This is a genomic window from Pseudoalteromonas sp. MQS005 (assembly GCF_001661605.1).
Classification (GTDB): domain Bacteria; phylum Pseudomonadota; class Gammaproteobacteria; order Enterobacterales; family Alteromonadaceae; genus Pseudoalteromonas; species Pseudoalteromonas tetraodonis.
Genome location: NZ_LYRQ01000042.1, coordinates 16,391 through 32,801 on the forward strand (window position 1 = coordinate 16,391; position 16,411 = coordinate 32,801).

At 40.5% G+C, this 16,411-nt stretch carries 12 protein-coding genes; 7 read left to right on the plus strand and 5 right to left on the minus strand.

From position 1 onward, the window contains the following. Positions 1–102 precede the first annotated feature (102 nt). Positions 103–1,332 (minus strand): sugar MFS transporter, encoded by a 1,230-nt coding sequence (locus A9479_RS14160; protein WP_013463015.1) that lies wholly within the window; start codon positions 1,330–1,332, stop codon positions 103–105. A 175-nt stretch (positions 1,333–1,507) separates the two neighbouring features. Between A9479_RS14160 and gtfA the strand changes: the two genes are divergently transcribed. Next, the gene (gtfA, locus tag A9479_RS14165; RefSeq protein WP_064663758.1) at positions 1,508–2,980 is read left to right on the plus strand and encodes a sucrose phosphorylase; all 1,473 of its coding nucleotides are present in this window, start codon (positions 1,508–1,510) and stop codon (positions 2,978–2,980) included. Between the two features lie 71 nt (positions 2,981–3,051). On the opposite strand, the gene A9479_RS14170 is transcribed toward gtfA, so the two are convergent. Together A9479_RS14170 and A9479_RS14175 are read right to left on the minus strand one after the other, a co-directional pair. Further along, a complete protein-coding gene (locus A9479_RS14170; protein ID WP_064663759.1) occupies positions 3,052–4,083 on the minus strand; it encodes a LacI family DNA-binding transcriptional regulator in 1,032 nt (343 codons plus the stop codon). A gap of 81 nt (positions 4,084–4,164) precedes the next feature. Next, entirely contained in the window at positions 4,165–5,058 is an 894-nt protein-coding gene (locus A9479_RS14175) for an AraC family transcriptional regulator (protein ID WP_064663760.1), read from the minus strand. 194 nt (positions 5,059–5,252) lie between these two features. Here A9479_RS14175 and A9479_RS14180 point away from each other — a divergent pair, with 194 nt between their 5' ends. From A9479_RS14180 to A9479_RS14205, 6 genes are all read left to right on the plus strand, one after another. After that, a complete protein-coding gene (locus A9479_RS14180) occupies positions 5,253–6,773 on the plus strand; it encodes an aldehyde dehydrogenase family protein (RefSeq protein ID WP_064663761.1) in 1,521 nt (506 codons plus the stop codon). Positions 6,774–7,075: 302 nt separating this feature from the next. Next, a complete protein-coding gene (locus tag A9479_RS14185; protein WP_064663762.1) occupies positions 7,076–7,681 on the plus strand; it encodes a DUF998 domain-containing protein in 606 nt (201 codons plus the stop codon). A 104-nt stretch (positions 7,682–7,785) separates the two neighbouring features. Then, a complete protein-coding gene (locus tag A9479_RS14190) occupies positions 7,786–8,004 on the plus strand; it encodes a hypothetical protein (protein WP_024602708.1) in 219 nt (72 codons plus the stop codon). Between the two features lie 62 nt (positions 8,005–8,066). Next, positions 8,067–8,618, plus strand: coding sequence for a GNAT family N-acetyltransferase (locus A9479_RS14195; protein WP_064663763.1), 552 nt, complete (start codon positions 8,067–8,069; stop codon positions 8,616–8,618). 57 nt (positions 8,619–8,675) lie between these two features. Further along, positions 8,676–8,933: a hypothetical protein gene (locus A9479_RS14200; RefSeq protein ID WP_058155832.1), complete on the plus strand. Its 258-nt coding sequence runs from the start codon at positions 8,676–8,678 to the stop codon at positions 8,931–8,933. A gap of 178 nt (positions 8,934–9,111) precedes the next feature. After that, on the plus strand, positions 9,112–10,584 hold the full coding sequence (locus tag A9479_RS14205; RefSeq protein ID WP_064663764.1) for a S41 family peptidase: 1,473 nt from the start codon (positions 9,112–9,114) through the stop codon (positions 10,582–10,584). 73 nt (positions 10,585–10,657) lie between these two features. Here the strand turns inward: A9479_RS14205 and A9479_RS14210 are convergent, their stop codons facing one another. Both A9479_RS14210 and A9479_RS14215 read right to left on the minus strand, forming a co-directional pair. Further along, a complete protein-coding gene (locus A9479_RS14210) occupies positions 10,658–13,651 on the minus strand; it encodes a TonB-dependent receptor (RefSeq protein WP_064663775.1) in 2,994 nt (997 codons plus the stop codon). Positions 13,652–13,725: 74 nt separating this feature from the next. After that, the gene (locus A9479_RS14215; RefSeq protein ID WP_064663765.1) at positions 13,726–16,383 is read right to left on the minus strand and encodes a glycoside hydrolase family 16 protein; all 2,658 of its coding nucleotides are present in this window, start codon (positions 16,381–16,383) and stop codon (positions 13,726–13,728) included. Positions 16,384–16,411 lie beyond the last annotated feature (28 nt).

Consider the following 16,411-nt stretch of genomic DNA (forward strand, 5'->3'; position numbering starts at 1 on the left):
AACAAATCTTTTACAATAAGCAAATTATTTTATTCTTTATTTGCTGTTTTTTTACTCATCTATTGATTTATATAGTGTTTTTTTAGCCCCCAATTTGTTGATTTACTCAGTTATTAGGTTGCTCTCTTGTAAAGCGCTGGCTGATGGGTCACGGAAATAGTTAAACAGCATCGCTAAAAATAAAATAATGGCAAAGCCGGTTGCAAGATAAAAACCATAACGTACATGACCAAAGTAATCGCTGATCATACCCATAAATAAAGGCGCTAATGCGGCTGAAAGTGCAGTGAAAAATAATATAACCCCAGCAACTGCGCCATGTTGTTGTACCGGGAAGCACGATATTCCTTTGGAGTTTAAGGTCGGGTAAACCATCGACATAAATAACCCTGAAAGCGGCAATAAACCAACAGCCCAATCAACGCCACCGACTAAAGTACCCACATAACACAGTGCAATACCTAAACTTAAGTAAGCCATAACACCTTGCCAGCTATAGCGGTTTAATAACCACACAGCAATAAAACGACCTGCGGCACGCAGTATAAAAAATATGGTGAGTGCATAGGTTGCCAAAAGGGGCCAAGAGCCCGTGTAGTCTTTTAACAGCGTCGGCATCCATACGTAAATGGCAACCTCGGTTGCAACATAAAGCGCAATGGCGAGCGAAAAGCCAAGCGCGTAGGGGTTTTTAATCATTTTCATGGTAGTAGCAAGTGAAGCGGGCTTTTCAGTGCTTTTAACAACGCTCGGATACTCTGCACGCCACGCTAAAAACGCTAAAATTAAGCACATAATGCCGGCAATAATATATAAATAAGTCCAACTTACATTTTGTACCAGTAATACACCAACAAGTGCAGGTCCAACAATGGCACCAATACCAAAAAAGCCTTCTACTTTGTTCATGGTTTTAGTGTGCTCTGCGTTGCTATGAGAAATATCGCCTAATAACGCCAAAGCGCCGGTTTTAAATAAGCCAATAGCTAAACCAATACAGCAAAGCAAAAAAACAAAAAATATAAAGCTGCTACTAATGGCGAATAAAAAGCAACTCGCAGAAAATATTAATAACCCAAGCATAATCGTTTTTTTACGCCCGAGGCTATCGGCTAAAAAGCCTAAAAATAATCCGCTAAAGGCAATGAGTGCCATAGGCGCATAGTGGAATGCGCTGGCTTGGGTCATGCTTAAACCAAATTCAGTTATGAGCTCGGGAATGATCATGCCAACGGCATCGGAGGTCATGGCAAACATAAAAAACATCATATATGTGAGCCAGCGAATTTGTTGCAACGGATCGCTGCTTACGTGTGTGTGTGATTTTGTCATGTGCTTTTCCTCGTTAAATGCGTTCTTAACACTCAGTAAGTCAGTCAGTTACTGATTATAGTATTAATGTCGCCACGATATTTGTATGTAAAATTTATAAAAATAACTTGTAAATTCGTACGTGCTAGTTAAAGATATATCTTAATCGATTAAGTTTCAACATGGTAATCACACAATGATGAAGAATAAAGTTCAATTGATCACATACGCTGATCGAATTACTGGCCAAGATATAAATGCACTTACCACTCTTTTACATGGCCCATTAGAGGGCGTTTTTGGTGGTGTGCACTTATTGCCATTTTATAACCCAATTGATGGCAGCGATGCAGGCTTTGACCCGATTGATCATAGTGAAGTTGATTCTCGAATCGGTACTTGGGACGACATAAAGGCACTCGGTAAAGACCATGATTTAATGGCTGATCTAATAGTGAACCATGTGTCGGCGCAATCTTTTCAATTTCAAGATGTGCTGGCTAAAGGTAAAGCGTCAGCATTTTGGGATTTATTTTTAACCAAAGAAGACGTGTTTCCCAATGGTATGAGCAAGGCTGAGCAGCAAGCTATTTACCGTCCACGCCCAGGCAGTTGTTTTACGCCAATGAAATGCGGTGATGGTCAAACGTATGATTTTTGGACCACTTTTACCGACAATCAAATTGATATAAACGTAAAAGTAGAGGCAGGAATTGCGTATTTAAATAATGTACTTACTAAGTTCTCTGCTAACAACGTTAATATTATTCGTTTAGATGCAGCGGGTTATGCCATTAAGCAGGCGGGTACTAATTGTTTTATGCTAGATGAAACGTTTGGCTACTTAGATAACTTATCAAAGCAAGCCAACGATTTAGGCATGGAAACCATTGCAGAAATTCATAGCCATTATCAAACACAAGTAGATGTAGCTAAGCGCGTTAATATGGTTTATGACTTTGCGTTGCCACCACTTATTCTACATAGCTTGTTTAATAACAATGCGGATGCATTACTCAAATGGCTAAAAATATCGCCGCGTAACTGTTTAACGGTACTAGACACCCATGATGGCATAGGCATTATTGATGCAGGCCCAATGGGTGAAAAACCAGGCTTATTAAATGCAGAGCAAATTGATAACCTAGTAGAAACCATGCATGCAAATAGTAACAATCAAAGCCGCCAAGCAACAGGCGCGGCTGCCAGTAATGTCGACTTATATCAAGTAAACTGTACTTATTACAATGCATTAGGCGCTAATGATTTTGACTATTTGCTGTCGCGAGCAATTCAATTTTTTGCGCCAGGTGTACCGCAAGTTTATTACGGCGGCTTATTTGCCTGTGAAAACGATATGGAACTGTTAGCAAAAACCAATGTTGGCCGTGATATAAATCGTCCATATTTGAACGCGGCTAAAATAGAGCAAGCCCTTAATAAACCGGTAGTAAAAGGGCTCATAGAGCTAATTAAAATGCGTAACGAACACCCCGCATTTGCAGGTGAATTTTCGGCTCAAGGCGGCGCAAGTGTTTGCTGTTTAATGTGGAAGCTTGAACAACAATCAATTTCTTTGAGGATTGACTTTGCAAGCCGTACTGCACTTATTACGCAGCTTAATGGCACTCAAGAAAGCACTCTAAACTTACAAAGCTTATTGGCTTAATTGCTTATTTGTTGAAAACCAAAAGCCAAGCAGCTTCTGCTTGGCTTTTTTATTTGCTTTATTAACAGTGCTTAGCTACTTGCACCAATATCGAGTGCGTAACCTACTTCATATTGTTTTTCTTCTTTAGAAATAAATAAGTTAGCAGCCATAACGCCCTTTTCTTGGCTATTTTGATGAATTGTAGTGAGGCGAGGCACAAAACGGGCAGCTTCTTCTATGCCATCAAACCCAACAATACGTAGCTCATTCCCTATTTTTATCCCTTGTTTTATGGCTTCTCGCATGGTGGCAAGGGCAATTAAATCGCTCATGCATATAATCACGTTTGGACGAGGGGAGGCTGTTAATACCTCTTTTGCGGCAATATTTGCAAAGCGCTCACTGCTTTCAGGAATATTCCAAATGCGGTCGTCGGCAACCGTTATGTTGGCCTCACTTAAGGCGCGTTGATAGCCACGTAAACGTTGATGCGAAATAGATTGGCCAGTTTCAAATTCGTGATGTTCGTATACCCGACACAATACATTTTCATCAAGTAATCTTAAACCTAATATAGCCACTTTATCATCTTGATTATGCAAAACATGTTTGGCTATTTCATAACTGGCTTGCTCGTTATTAACATTAATTGAGGCGTTACGGGCAATGTCAAAATCAACTGTCACCACATGTTTAGAGACTGTTTTTAGTTGCTCTACTAGTGCTTTATTGCGCGGGCGACCATAACAAATAAAGCCATCGACAAAATCAACAACGCTGTTGAGGTTGTCACTATTGCCTGAAAACAATAAAACATTAATATTGTTTTTTTCAAGTACCGAGGTTACTCCCCGCATAAAACTGCTCGCAACAGGGTCTGATACCATGTATTCCACGCTATCAGGAAGGACTAATGCAACAATATTAAACGTGCCACTTCGCAAAGACTGCGCCGCTTTATTAGGGCCATAATACCCCAGCTCTTTGCACGCTTTAAGTATGGCTTCGCGGCGTTTAGCAGAGAGTTGATCAGGGCGATTAAACGCATTTGATACCGTAGCATTAGACACACCTAATTCTTTGGCAATACTCTTTAATGTCCAGCGGGTGGGTTTACTCATCGGTGACTCATTACTACTTACAACATTGCAAACAATCTAGCATATTAGGCTGTTTAATATAACAAAAACTGTTGTGTTAGGTTAGTGGCGACACGCTTTTGGTGCAATTCCAAAAGTTTGCTTAAATAAACGACTAAAATGACTGGCGCTATTAAAGCCAAGGTCGTAGCATACTTTGCTTATAGCGTGGCCTTCTAATAAAAGCGTGCGGGCTTTTTTAAGCCTAAGTTGTTGCTGCCAAAGTGCAGGGCTTGTACCAAAAGCAAGTTTAAATTGCTGGTAAAACTTACTACGGCTCATACAGGTTATTTTGCACAAGGTGTTTATGTCGAGGTTTTCGCTTAAATGCTCTTCAATATAATGCAGTGCATCACTCACGTTACTTTTTAGGCGCAGCTTATCGCAGTTTGCCAGCAATAAATCACGGCTTTGTTGTTGTAATAAACGGGTGATCAATTCGTTTAACGATAAATCAATTAAGTAGTGTCGCTCAGCGCCTTGCTCACTAAATAAATGCACCATGCGCTCTAATAACTGCTGAGTTTGCGTATTATGTTGGGTATGCACTAAATTAGGGGTGTATTCAAACAAGGTATCACTAGCAAAGCTTTGCTGCATATTAAGCGCATTAGCCACATTGGTTATTTTATCGGTGCTTATTTCAATGGCTAAACAGGTGGTGGGTGCGTTTAAGGATGCATGCGGAAAATCAATTAGTACGCCTTGCTCGGGTGCTAATACAAACGATTCGTGGGGTAAAAACGCTTTGTGGTATTGACTGCTCTCAACATGCATTATTTTTTTACCACTGAGCATAGCGCAAAACAGTAATTCGTTAGAATGCAACGCCACTTTTTGCGCACTTTTATAGGTATCGTAAATACTTAGCTCAGAGTTATCGGCAGCAAAGGTCACTTTGTTTTCAATCAGTACATCAAGTTGTTGGCGTTTTTTATTTAACTGAGATGTGTGCATGTTCAGCCTTTTTTAATCGTTATAGAGCGTTTTTAATGTGGACTCACAGACAACTTTTTTGGACAGCTAAGCAAGTTTTTAAGCGCTTAATGGTCTAATGTCAATCAATACCGATTAAATATAAAGCAAGTTGCTACATTACTCTAACAAATTTCGGCTTAGACTTTTAGCTAACAACAACAGAGAACACACATATGATTTACGCAAATCCAGGTTCAGCAGACGCACTCGTCACATTTAAACAGCAGTATGGTAATTACATTGGCGGCGAGTGGGTTGCCCCAGTCAACGGCCAGTATTTTGATAATATAAGCCCAGTTAATGGCAAGGTATTTTGTAAAGTACCGCGCTCAGATAAAGACGATATAAACCTTGCACTCGACAAAGCCCATGCAGTAAAAACCCAGTGGGGCACTACCTCAGTCGCCGAGCGCAGCAATATACTATTAAAAATTGCCGACCGTATTGAACAAAACTTGGAGCTACTTGCAGTGGCCGAAACATGGGATAACGGCAAAGCGATTCGCGAAACCCTTGCCGCTGATATTCCACTGGCCGCCGATCACTTTCGTTACTTTGCAGGCTGCCTGCGCGCTCAAGAGGGCAGTATTGGCGAGATAGACGAAACCACGGTGGCGTATCATTTTCATGAGCCACTAGGCGTTGTAGGGCAAATTATTCCGTGGAACTTTCCATTATTAATGGCCGCATGGAAATTAGCGCCTGCACTTGCAGCAGGTAACTGTGTAATATTAAAACCCGCCGAGCAAACACCTGCCTCAATCTTAGTGTTAATGGAAATTATTGGCGATTTACTCCCAGGAGGTGTTTTAAATGTGGTAAACGGCTTTGGTAAAGAAGCAGGTGAAGCACTGGCAACCAGTACGCGCATTGCTAAAATTGCCTTTACAGGCTCAACTCCTGTGGGCTCACATATTTTAAAATGTGCAGCCGAGAATATTATTCCTTCAACGGTAGAGCTTGGGGGGAAATCACCTAATATCTTCTTTAGCGATGTTATGGAAAAAGACGACTCATACTTAGATAAAGCAATTGAAGGTGCCATTCTTGCCTACTTTAACCAAGGTGAAGTATGTACTTGTCCATCACGCTTGTTCATTCAAGAAGATATTTATGAGCAATTTATAGAACGTATTTTAAAACGTACTAAACAAATTAAACGTGGCAACCCGCTTGATAGTGAAACCATGGTAGGCGCACAAGCCTCTAAAGCGCAGTTTGATAAAATTTTAAGCTACATTGAAATTGGTAAAGAAGAAGGTGCTGAAGTATTAACTGGCGGCCATGTTGAGCAATTAAGCGACGAGCTAAACGGCGGGTATTACATTCAACCTACACTATTAAAAGGACGTAATGACATGCGCGTGTTCCAAGAAGAAATTTTTGGCCCCGTTATTTCAATGTCGACCTTTAAAGACGAAGCCGAAGCACTTGAACTGGCTAACAGCTCAGAATTTGGTTTAGGCGCAGGGGTATGGAGCCGTAATATGAATCGTGCTTATCACTTTGGTCGCAAAATAGAAGCAGGTCGTGTATGGACTAATTGTTACCATATGTACCCAGCACATGCAGCGTTTGGCGGTTATAAAAAGTCTGGTATAGGCCGCGAAACTCACAAACTCGCGCTTGATCATTACCAACAAACTAAAAACTTGCTAGTAAGTTACAGCGAAGATCCGCTTGGCTTTTTTTAATAACGCGTTTTAGTTTAAACAAACAACCTATAAGTAATGAAAGCGCTACATTTTTGTAGCGCTTTGTTTTTTTAAAACTAATACCGATAGCATTTGATTAGTGGTTAATTATAATGATAAAGAAATGATTTATTAATGAGGCGCTGGGTTGAAAAAGTAGATTAAAGGTTCTAGCTCAGGGCTGTTATGACTAGGTTTCAGGCTGTTTGTACAAGCTCACAGCTCGTCACTCGAAGCCGGCTCATTTTCTCCTCTGTGTTCAAAAAGGCTTTAATGAATTAATCACAAAAAGGATTATGGTGATGTTTGAAACGATTGCGATTTATTCAGGGTTAATAGCCACATTATGGATATTCATTGGTGTTTATGTAGCAAGTCGGTTTTATGAAGGTTACAGTCATTCTAAACAATTTTGTAGTGAATTAGGTGCAACGGGAAGCCCAACTGAAAAACTGTCACCGCTAATTAATAATTATCCTTTAGGTTTTCTATTTTGCTTTTTTGGCTGGTATTTGGCGCAATTGGCTAATGTTTCTATATTGGTTAATATTGTTGGTTGGTTAGTTATAGTGCATGGTATTGGTACCTGGGTTGCGGGTTATTTTCCTATGGATGCTGACCCATTTACTAAACATCCAACTTTTAGCTGCAAGGTTCACTCTTGGGCTGGTTTTATTATGTTACTTTCGCTGGTTGTAGCACCAATATTAATAGCTATTAGTCCAACCACAGAAGTTATCTCTCTATACTTTCGTGTTTTTTCAATTGTTTCTGTTATCGCCACAGTTTATTATCTGTTTGCTATGGCTAAAGCAATAAAACTACAAAGCAACCCTGGTAGCTATCAACGTATCTCTTATGGTATCCAATTAAGTTGGTTAAGTGTTTTTTCAATAGTGTTAATGTAATTTTAAACTAATTTAAATCGCCTTCAATAATTTAGAGACTTAACTCACTAACGACTATGATTTATTTCAGCTTATTATTTGGCGCCACAACTCAAGGAAGGCTCATGAATATAAACCACGCTAAATTCCGTTTTATTTTACTAAAAGGTGTTCTAGGCTGGGGAATTCCTACAGCTATTTTATTTCAATTAATTATGTACTTTACAGGTGAGCAAGATTTTTTTGATGGAATCATTTCATCTTTAATAATATTTCCTTTAGTAGGCATATTATTTGGATACTTTTTATGGCATTCGAAATATAAAAAAGAGCGAAATAACTGAGATAACAACCTTAATCACTTGGTTTGTTGAAATTTTTTAGCTGTGATTACAAGGAGGTTTGAGTGAACATTTGTGAAACCCAAAGGTTGGTTATTCGGCCATTTTCAATTGATGATGTGCCGGCATTAAGTGAAATTCTTAATGACGATGAAGTGATGAAATACTCAATTCGTGGTGTGTGCGATGAAGCTGCAACTCGTGAATTTATAAAGTGGTGTTTACAATGCTACGGATCATACGGTTTGAGCCCATGGGCACTAATAGATAAAAACAGTAACCTACTTATAGGGTTTTGTGGTGTTTCTCCACAAAGTGTCGCGGGTAACGAAGAGCCTAATTTAGGGTATCGATTAGCGGTCGATTTTTGGAATAAAGGCTTAGCCTGCGAAGCGGCTAAAGGTGTTTTAAAGTATGTGTTTACGCAAACTACTCATCAATCGGTCGTTGTTATTATTGAACCTGAGCATATTGCGTCATTGAAAGTAGCAAAGAAAATTGGCTTTACAAACTATAGCAATCATCAATTTCATGGTCGTGCCGTACAGTTATACCGATTAACTAAAGCGCAGTGGAATGAATGGACTTCTTTAGATGCTGCTTATGTGGCCATCTAAAGCTCAAAATAGTTAACGTTGATTTGTTAAGTATCAGTTTTTAAAAATGAAATTTTAATGGATATAGATTCTCACATAGTTCAACTTGAAAAAAACAACCGAAAGTTATTTAGTGCATCTCATAATTTGGGACTTACGATAGCGATGGCTGTTATTGTTTTGTTGTTAATGTTTTATTTCAGCCCATTGATAGGGCTTGCTTGTTCAGGTTTTGCTGCTTTCTTTTTGAACTTTTTCTATTCACAGTATAGCTTTAGAAAACTCAACGCCCGCATAACACTACTGCAAACCAAAATTGAACAAACGTCTAAGTAAGGTGTTGCTCTAAATTTAAAGCCAGTTCATTTCAAATCTTACTCGTTGTTAGCTGCTTTTAATGTTGTTAAGTTACTGCTATAAAAATAATTTGCTGATACTTATTTGATTTAAGGTATTTTTAGTTCCACCAAATGAGTTTACAGTAATTATATAACCTAATTTAAAATGGATTTTCATGAATATAAAAACAAAAATAGTTAGCCGTACTTTATTGAGTGCTTTATTAATTACGCCTACCTTGAGCATGGCAGAATTAGCAGTTACTCCTCAAACACCAGCGCAATGGCGCAGTGTTACTGAACGTGATATTGAAGCTGCTTACAGTATTTCGGCAAAAAACCACCCCGGTATGTTTGATGTTAACAACCCAGTCTTTCCTGAGCTATTAAAGCAAGCAAAAGCAGAAGCACTTGCACTGTCTGCCAAAGCGAGTGGGCCGCAGGTTCATGTTGCGGCAATTGCGCGTTTTAGTACTGTGCTACAAGATGGTCATGCAGGTGTGTTTTCAAGCGTTGAACGACCTGCTCGTCGTTGGCCTGGTTTTAGTGCCGTTTGGCGGGGTGATGCATTAAAAGTGTATTACAGTGAAACAGATAATATAAATAAAGGTGATGTGATAAGTGGATGCGATGGACAAAGTACCGAGACGTTAATGCGACAAAGAGTGTTTAAATTTCATGGACAGGTTACACAACCTGGGCATTGGTGGCAGCAAGGTTGGCGGTTACTAATTGATGAGGGCAACCCCTTTTTAACACCTCTAAAAGAATGTCAATTTGTTAAAGCTAATGGGCAAGCTTACAGTAAAACCCTTGATTGGTCTGTTCGGCCAAAGAGTGTAAGTAAGCATTTAACACATGCTTATAATGGGGATGAGCTTACAACCGATTTAACTTGGCCTGCGCAAAACATAGCGTGGATTGCTATGCCCAGTTTTGCAAATAACGATAAGCAAACTCATGATTACAATAACCTGTATAAGAAAGTGGCGAGTCAACGTACTAAGTTACTCAGTGCAAAAACGGTGGTTTTAGATCTTCGTCATAACCAAGGTGGCTCGTCGTATTGGAGCTTAACGCTTGCAAAAGCGTTGTGGGGTGAGCAGGTTGTTGAACAAAAAATGGACAGTTACTCACAAAATAGCCGGGTTTGGTGGAGAGCGTCAAAAGACAATACCAACTATGTTAAATCGTTAATTGACGTGGTAAAAGATCAACCTGAAGTTCATGAACTGATTAAAGAAATAGCAGCAGGTATGGCGCAATCACTTGAAAATAATAAGCCATTTTACATTGAAGAGCTGCAAAATAAATCAAACCTAAGCGAAAGTACGCTACCAGTAAGTGACTTTAAAACACAGGTTTTTGTTATTGTGCCGCCACAGTGTGCAAGTGCGTGTCTTGATGCCATCGATGTATTTAAGCAGTTTTCAAACACTCAGTTATTTGGCGCGCCAAGCAGTGCTGACTCACTGTATATGGATGTTCGATTAGCTGAGTTACCCTCAGGTTTAGGTAAAGTGATAGTGCCTAATAAAGTGTATGTGAATAGAGCAAGAGGAAAGGGCGATTATTATAAACCCGATATTGCCTATAACGATATTGATTGGACAACCGATAAGCTATTAGAAAAAATTAAACAGTTATAAAAAAAGCCGCTCAATGAGCGGCTTTGACTTTTCAACTATAAGGGGTAATCAAAAACTGTATTTGGGCAATGTATTAATTGCCCATAGAGTATCTAACGCCAAAGGCATAACGAGGGCCGTATTGAGCCGCGCTTAAGAACTGACTTTCGAAGCGACTGAATGAACGCTCGGTTTCGTTGGTTAAGTTCACACCTTCAAAGAATACCGTTGTGCTTTCGTTAACTTCGTAGTTCACACTAATATCCCACTGTAAGTACTCTTCTGCGTATTGTGGAGGAGCCGTAGCACCTGAGTCAGGTAAACCTTGCGCAATTAAGTACTCATCACGCCATGCACCGGTAATTTTCACCGATAAGCCATCTTTTTCGTAAAAGCCTTGTATGTTTGCAGAATCACTTAAACCAGCTAATACTGCTTGAGAGGCAAGGTAGTAGTTATCGTACTCTACATCACCATCAACAACGGTGGCATTAAAGCCTGCACCAAAGCCTGAGTCGCCAAACAAGTGCTGAACAGCAAATTCAAAACCGTTTACTTTACGTGAACCAACGTTTTCAGGTGAATTGATGGTCCATTCAATCAGCGGATCAGTCGCTGGATCTGGTAATATACGGTTGTTTTCACCAATGCCTACGCCATTAGCTACAATTTCATTGTAAATTGCAGTGTCAGTTGCTTGATCTCCACGACCTTCAATGGCGGCTACTGCATTGTTCCAACGCTCACCTAAATACACATCATGTAAACCTTCAAAGGTAGTTTTTACCTGGGTGTTATCAATCCAATTATCTACGTCTTTCCAAAATAGACCGACAGCAGCGTAACTGCCTTCGCTGTAATAATACTCAAGGCTTAAATCTAGATTAGTTGATTTAAATGGCTCTAAGTTTGGATTACCACGGCTACCACTTCTTGAATTTAATTTAGGTGATGGTGTTAAAGCCAAGTTACCTAACATATCGCCAAGAGTTGGTCTGGTGATTGTTTGTCCCCATGATGCGCGGGTTACTAAGTCATCCGTAAGATCGACTTTAATATCAATCATAGGAAGTAGTAAGTCGTATTGTCCTTCATAGTCTACTTCAACTAATTCGCCACCAGCGGCAAATTGAGTTAACCACTCTGAACCGCCTGCCCAGTAAACTTGTTCCGCTACACGACTTTTTGCTGGGCTTACAATATCAGTTTCTTCATAACGAAGACCTAAGTTTACAAATACGTCGTAGTCGCTAACGTTAAATACCCAGTTGCTAGAAAGGTAAACACTAATGGTTTCTTCTTCTACTTCGTTAGTTGGGAAGTTATCAAAGCTACCAATTCGGTAATAATCACTACCAATTACGTCTTCGGTCAAATAAGCACTTTGACGAGCAAATGCTTCATCAAGGTCATAAGTGTAAGCATAACCTGGCGCTACGCCGTTAGGACCAAATGAAAATTCATCAAGGAATCCGCTTAAATCAACCCTTTCGAACATCGCATCTGGGAAAATTTCAGCGAATGTACCGTTGTTAAAGCCAGGTGCATTGGCGTTATTAGAGCCGCCCCAACCACTGAGTGTTTGTTTAGTGTAAGCCGCACCAAATTTAACGGTTTCAAGACCAATATCTGTATAAGTAAATAATTTACCGTCTAATTGTACTTGAGAAACTTCTGACTCACCTGGTGTTCTGGTAAAAATACTGAAGTTAGAACCAATTTGATTTGGACTTACTTCTTGTGTGCCGTTGTTCCAATTAATATTAAAACCCGGTACATCGCCTTCGCGGAAAAAGTATTCTTTAGTAGATAACTCTGCTGAGCCCAAAATAATACGGGCATTAGAGTTTAAGCCAGGATCTTTGCCATTATCTGTTGTGGTTTTTGAGGTATGGGCATCAAAGTTAAAACTAAGGTTTTCTGTTGCTAACCATTCAACATTAATACCGGTTGCTTTTGAGTCTACCTCGGCAGTTTCACGAAATGCCGTGAATGAGGCATCATCACCAGCTGAGTTATAGTAAATAGCGGTGCCATTTTCATCTAGCTCATAGGCATTACCATTACCACCAAACGAGCCGTTCCAAATACCCCACGATAACGAATTATTACCCGTTGTTGCATTTGAAATTGTGTGATCTAGTGTAAACGTTAAGTTATCTGTTGGTGCAAACTGAAAAGTGGCTTGCGCATTTAAACGTTCACGCTGAATATCATCTTTTGAAAAGCTCACTTCTTGTGGGAAGAAAGCGGCAGATACAAACTCACCATTATCCCCAGCATTTGGATCGAAAAACTGCTTAGCTGGGTTACCATCTGCATCCATTGGACGGTTATCAATTATGTTTTCAGCATCAACCGATAGGTTAGGGTTGACTAACCAAGAGCGTACATTGGCTGCTTGGCGCTGAAAATCACGGCGGTGGTATGAAAAGTTAGCTGAAAAACCAAACATTTCGTCAGCAAAAGTATTGCTGTAAATACCTGCAATTTCAGGTGTTACTTCATCACCTTCTTCTACCGATGTATCGTGAATGCCTTTAGCCATCAATGAAAAGCGCTGACCCGGCTTTTGTAGAGGTTTAGCGGTAACAATATTTACAGTTGCACCAAGGCCACCTGTTGGTGTATCCGCACGCGCTGTTTTCATAACTTCAAGTGAACTAACGCCTTCAGATGATAAGTTCTCAAAGTTAAATGAACGCGTAAAACCGGTGCCTGCCATTTGACGGCCGTTAAGTGTTACAAGGTTAAATGATGGGCCAAAACCACGTACGGTAATTTGGCTACCTTCACCGTTTGAGCGACTTACCGATACACCCGTAATACGTTGTAGCGATTCAGCTAAGTTAGTATCTGGAAATTTACCCATTTCTTCAGCAGAAATGGCATCTACCACGCCTGATGCATCGCGTTTTACGTCCATTGAACGAATGAGAGAGCCACGAATACCTTTTACTTCAATAACTTCTAGTTCAGGTTCGGCAGTATTTTCTTGCGCAGCATAAGCGAAGTTAAATGTGCTTGCAGCGATGATAAGTGACACAGAAGCCGCTAGTGGGCTTTTTTTAAACTTATTTGTGTTCATAATTGCTCTGCTTTTACTTAATTTATTACGGTAAGTAGGTACTTTTAATTTAGTACCTACCACTGAATTAGGGTTTATGGGTTAGCGATAACCACATTGTCGATACGATAAACTGCACCTTCACCTGTTCCCCACGCTGGGAAAACCATCAGTACATTGATATCGCTAATGTCTAAACCTGCATCAAATAATGATTGCACTGTAAACGTGTATGTTTGCCATTGCCCAATAACGGGTACTTCACCTTCAACGCTTTGCGCAAGAGGAAGCTCTACCGCCGTTGCTGCACCTGTTGACTCTATTTTAAATGTCCACACTGAGTCAGGATCATTTGGTGGTGTCACCATTTTCATTTCAAATTGCACAACACCATTTGCTAATATTGCTGATGCATCAAAAGAAACCCCTTCGTCAGCTAAAAAGCCCATTACTGTTGGTGTAGCACCAATAACAAACTCAGCCACTGTGCCGTGTTCAGCATCGTCAGTTTCTTCAGTCGGTGTAGAGCCACCACAACAGTCCCAAATACTCCACATATCTGCGGCAGTATCTTGGAAAATAGTGATTTCATCGCCTGCTGATGCACTCGGATCGTACATTTTAGCGTTATCAACACGGTAAACCGCACCTTCACCTGTGCCCCATGCTGGGAATATCATCACTACATCAATGGCACTAACATCTAAACCTGCGCCCGCTAAGTCAGCGAATGTAAAGGTATAAGTTTTCCACTCACCTACAACAGGTGCATCGCCAGCATCGGTTAATGGAAGCTCTACCGCTGTATCGCCTTCATTAGATTCAATCTTCATTGTCCAAACAGCTGCTGGATCATTTGGATTTGACATTACTTTTACATCAAACTGTAGTACACCATTTTCTAAAATACTTGTTGCATCAAATGGTTTACCACTACCACCGGCTGAGGTGCGAGTATTAAAGCCCATTACAGTGGGTGCTTCGCCAATGCTAAACTCTGCGGTTAAACCGTGTTCTTCATCATCTACTACCTCAATTGGTGTTGAACCGCCACAACAATCCCACATTGGCCAATCTAGATTTTGTCCGTCTGTGAATAGGTCAACTTCTGGGCTTCCAGGTAAATCACCTTCAATCGCAACATTGGTAATTAAATATTCAGCGCCTGCACCTGTTTGCCATGCTGGGAATACCATTAATACATCAATGGCACTTAAATCTAAGCCTCTTTCTTGTAGTAAAGAAAGTGGGAATGTATAGGTTTGCCATTGGCCAGTAACAGGAGTAACACCTTCATTACTATCGCTAAGGGCTACATCGCCGGTATTAGGACCACCATCACCCGCTTCGGCTTTTAATAACCAAGTAGTTGAAGATGTTGGTGGCGTTACTACTTTCATATCAAAGGTGAGTCGACCATTTAAATCAAGTAGAGGTGATGCATCAAATGGAGATGAAGTGCCAGTAAAATCATCAGGGAAGTGACCACCGCGGGTAGAGAAACCAAGCACAGTCCCGTTATTATCGTTAATGTTAAACTTAATTACGTCGCCTTTGTCAGCGTCAGTAATGGTTTCTGGTGTTGTTCCACCGCAACAATCCCATGCGATCCAGTTGGCATTTAAGCTGCCATCAAAAATATCAAGATTCTTTGCAACACCATCACTTGGCGGGGTAGGTACAGGGGCTTTACCTTCAACAAGTGCATCTTCTAGGCTATCGTAACCTGGGCGTACTGTTTCACAGCCTTTACCTGTGGTTGGGTTAGAGGCACATTCGTAAACACGCACGTAATCAATTTCAAAACTTTGACCTTCTGCAAATGCTGCAGCGTCAACGCCTAAGTTATTTACGTTTTCAGGCCAATCACCACCAACAGCATTGTTTAAAATAAGGTAAAAGTCTTTATCAAATGGGGCATTATCCCAATGCGTTGTTAGCTCGCCGCTACCTTGTTCAAAGTATTCAGCAAACCAACCTTTATGCTTTAAGCCAACAGGTTCATCTTTTGAATTGTAACGAACTTCAGAGCGACGTTGAGTGGCGTATAAATAGCCATCTACGTACCAGCGAATTTCGCCTTCTTGCCATTCAATTGCGTAAGTATGAAAATCGTCTGCAGGATTCATCCCTTCAGGGAATGTATACGCTTTACCTGAACTTGAGTTATTTGGCCATTCGCGACCATAGTGAAGTGTGCCATGAATATTAGCTTCAACGGTGCCGTCTTCAGCAACTGTTTTTAAATTTACCGCTTCTAAAATATCAATTTCGCCAGAGCGCGGCCAAGTACCATATTCTTCATCGGTTGGCATCATCCAAAAAGCTGGCCAGCTACCTTGACCCGAAGGCAACTTTGCACGCATTTCAAAGCGGCCATAAGTAAAGTCTGCGTTGTAACGGGTGTTTAAACGGGCTGATGTGTATGGTTTTTCTGCGCCTTCTTCTGCAGGTAAGGCGACTATGTTTAGTACACCGTCTTTAATAAAGGCGTTTTCTTCACTGTCGGTATAACATTGTTTCTCGTTGTTACCACCGCCAGCGCAGTTTAATTCAAAGTTCCACTTGTTAGTATCAATACTAGTGCTGTCAAACTCATCGTTCCATACCATACGCCAGTCAGAGACTGGTTCAGTAGGGTTTACTTTTTCAATATCTGTAGTAGTGGTTGCTGCGTCACCACCACAACCCGCCAGAGATGCTAATGAAATAGCAGCCAAAAGGCGAGTAATGCGTGTTGTTTCAATGTTCATAACTGAACCCCGTTCAACTGATTATTGT

Bases quoted from the DNA above. Each gene is read 5' to 3' on its own strand.
- A9479_RS14160 (WP_013463015.1), bottom strand. From the start codon at position 1,332: ATGACAAAATCACACACACACGTAAGCAGCGATCCGTTGCAACAAATT.
- gtfA (WP_064663758.1), top strand. From the start codon at position 1,508: ATGATGAAGAATAAAGTTCAATTGATCACATACGCTGATCGAATTACT.
- A9479_RS14170 (WP_064663759.1), bottom strand. From the start codon at position 4,083: ATGAGTAAACCCACCCGCTGGACATTAAAGAGTATTGCCAAAGAATTA.
- A9479_RS14175 (WP_064663760.1), bottom strand. From the start codon at position 5,058: ATGCACACATCTCAGTTAAATAAAAAACGCCAACAACTTGATGTACTG.
- A9479_RS14180 (WP_064663761.1), top strand. From the start codon at position 5,253: ATGATTTACGCAAATCCAGGTTCAGCAGACGCACTCGTCACATTTAAA.
- A9479_RS14185 (WP_064663762.1), top strand. From the start codon at position 7,076: ATGTTTGAAACGATTGCGATTTATTCAGGGTTAATAGCCACATTATGG.
- A9479_RS14190 (WP_024602708.1), top strand. From the start codon at position 7,786: ATGAATATAAACCACGCTAAATTCCGTTTTATTTTACTAAAAGGTGTT.
- A9479_RS14200 (WP_058155832.1), top strand. From the start codon at position 8,676: ATGGATATAGATTCTCACATAGTTCAACTTGAAAAAAACAACCGAAAG.
- A9479_RS14205 (WP_064663764.1), top strand. From the start codon at position 9,112: ATGAATATAAAAACAAAAATAGTTAGCCGTACTTTATTGAGTGCTTTA.
- A9479_RS14210 (WP_064663775.1), bottom strand. From the start codon at position 13,651: ATGAACACAAATAAGTTTAAAAAAAGCCCACTAGCGGCTTCTGTGTCA.
- A9479_RS14215 (WP_064663765.1), bottom strand. From the start codon at position 16,383: ATGAACATTGAAACAACACGCATTACTCGCCTTTTGGCTGCTATTTCA.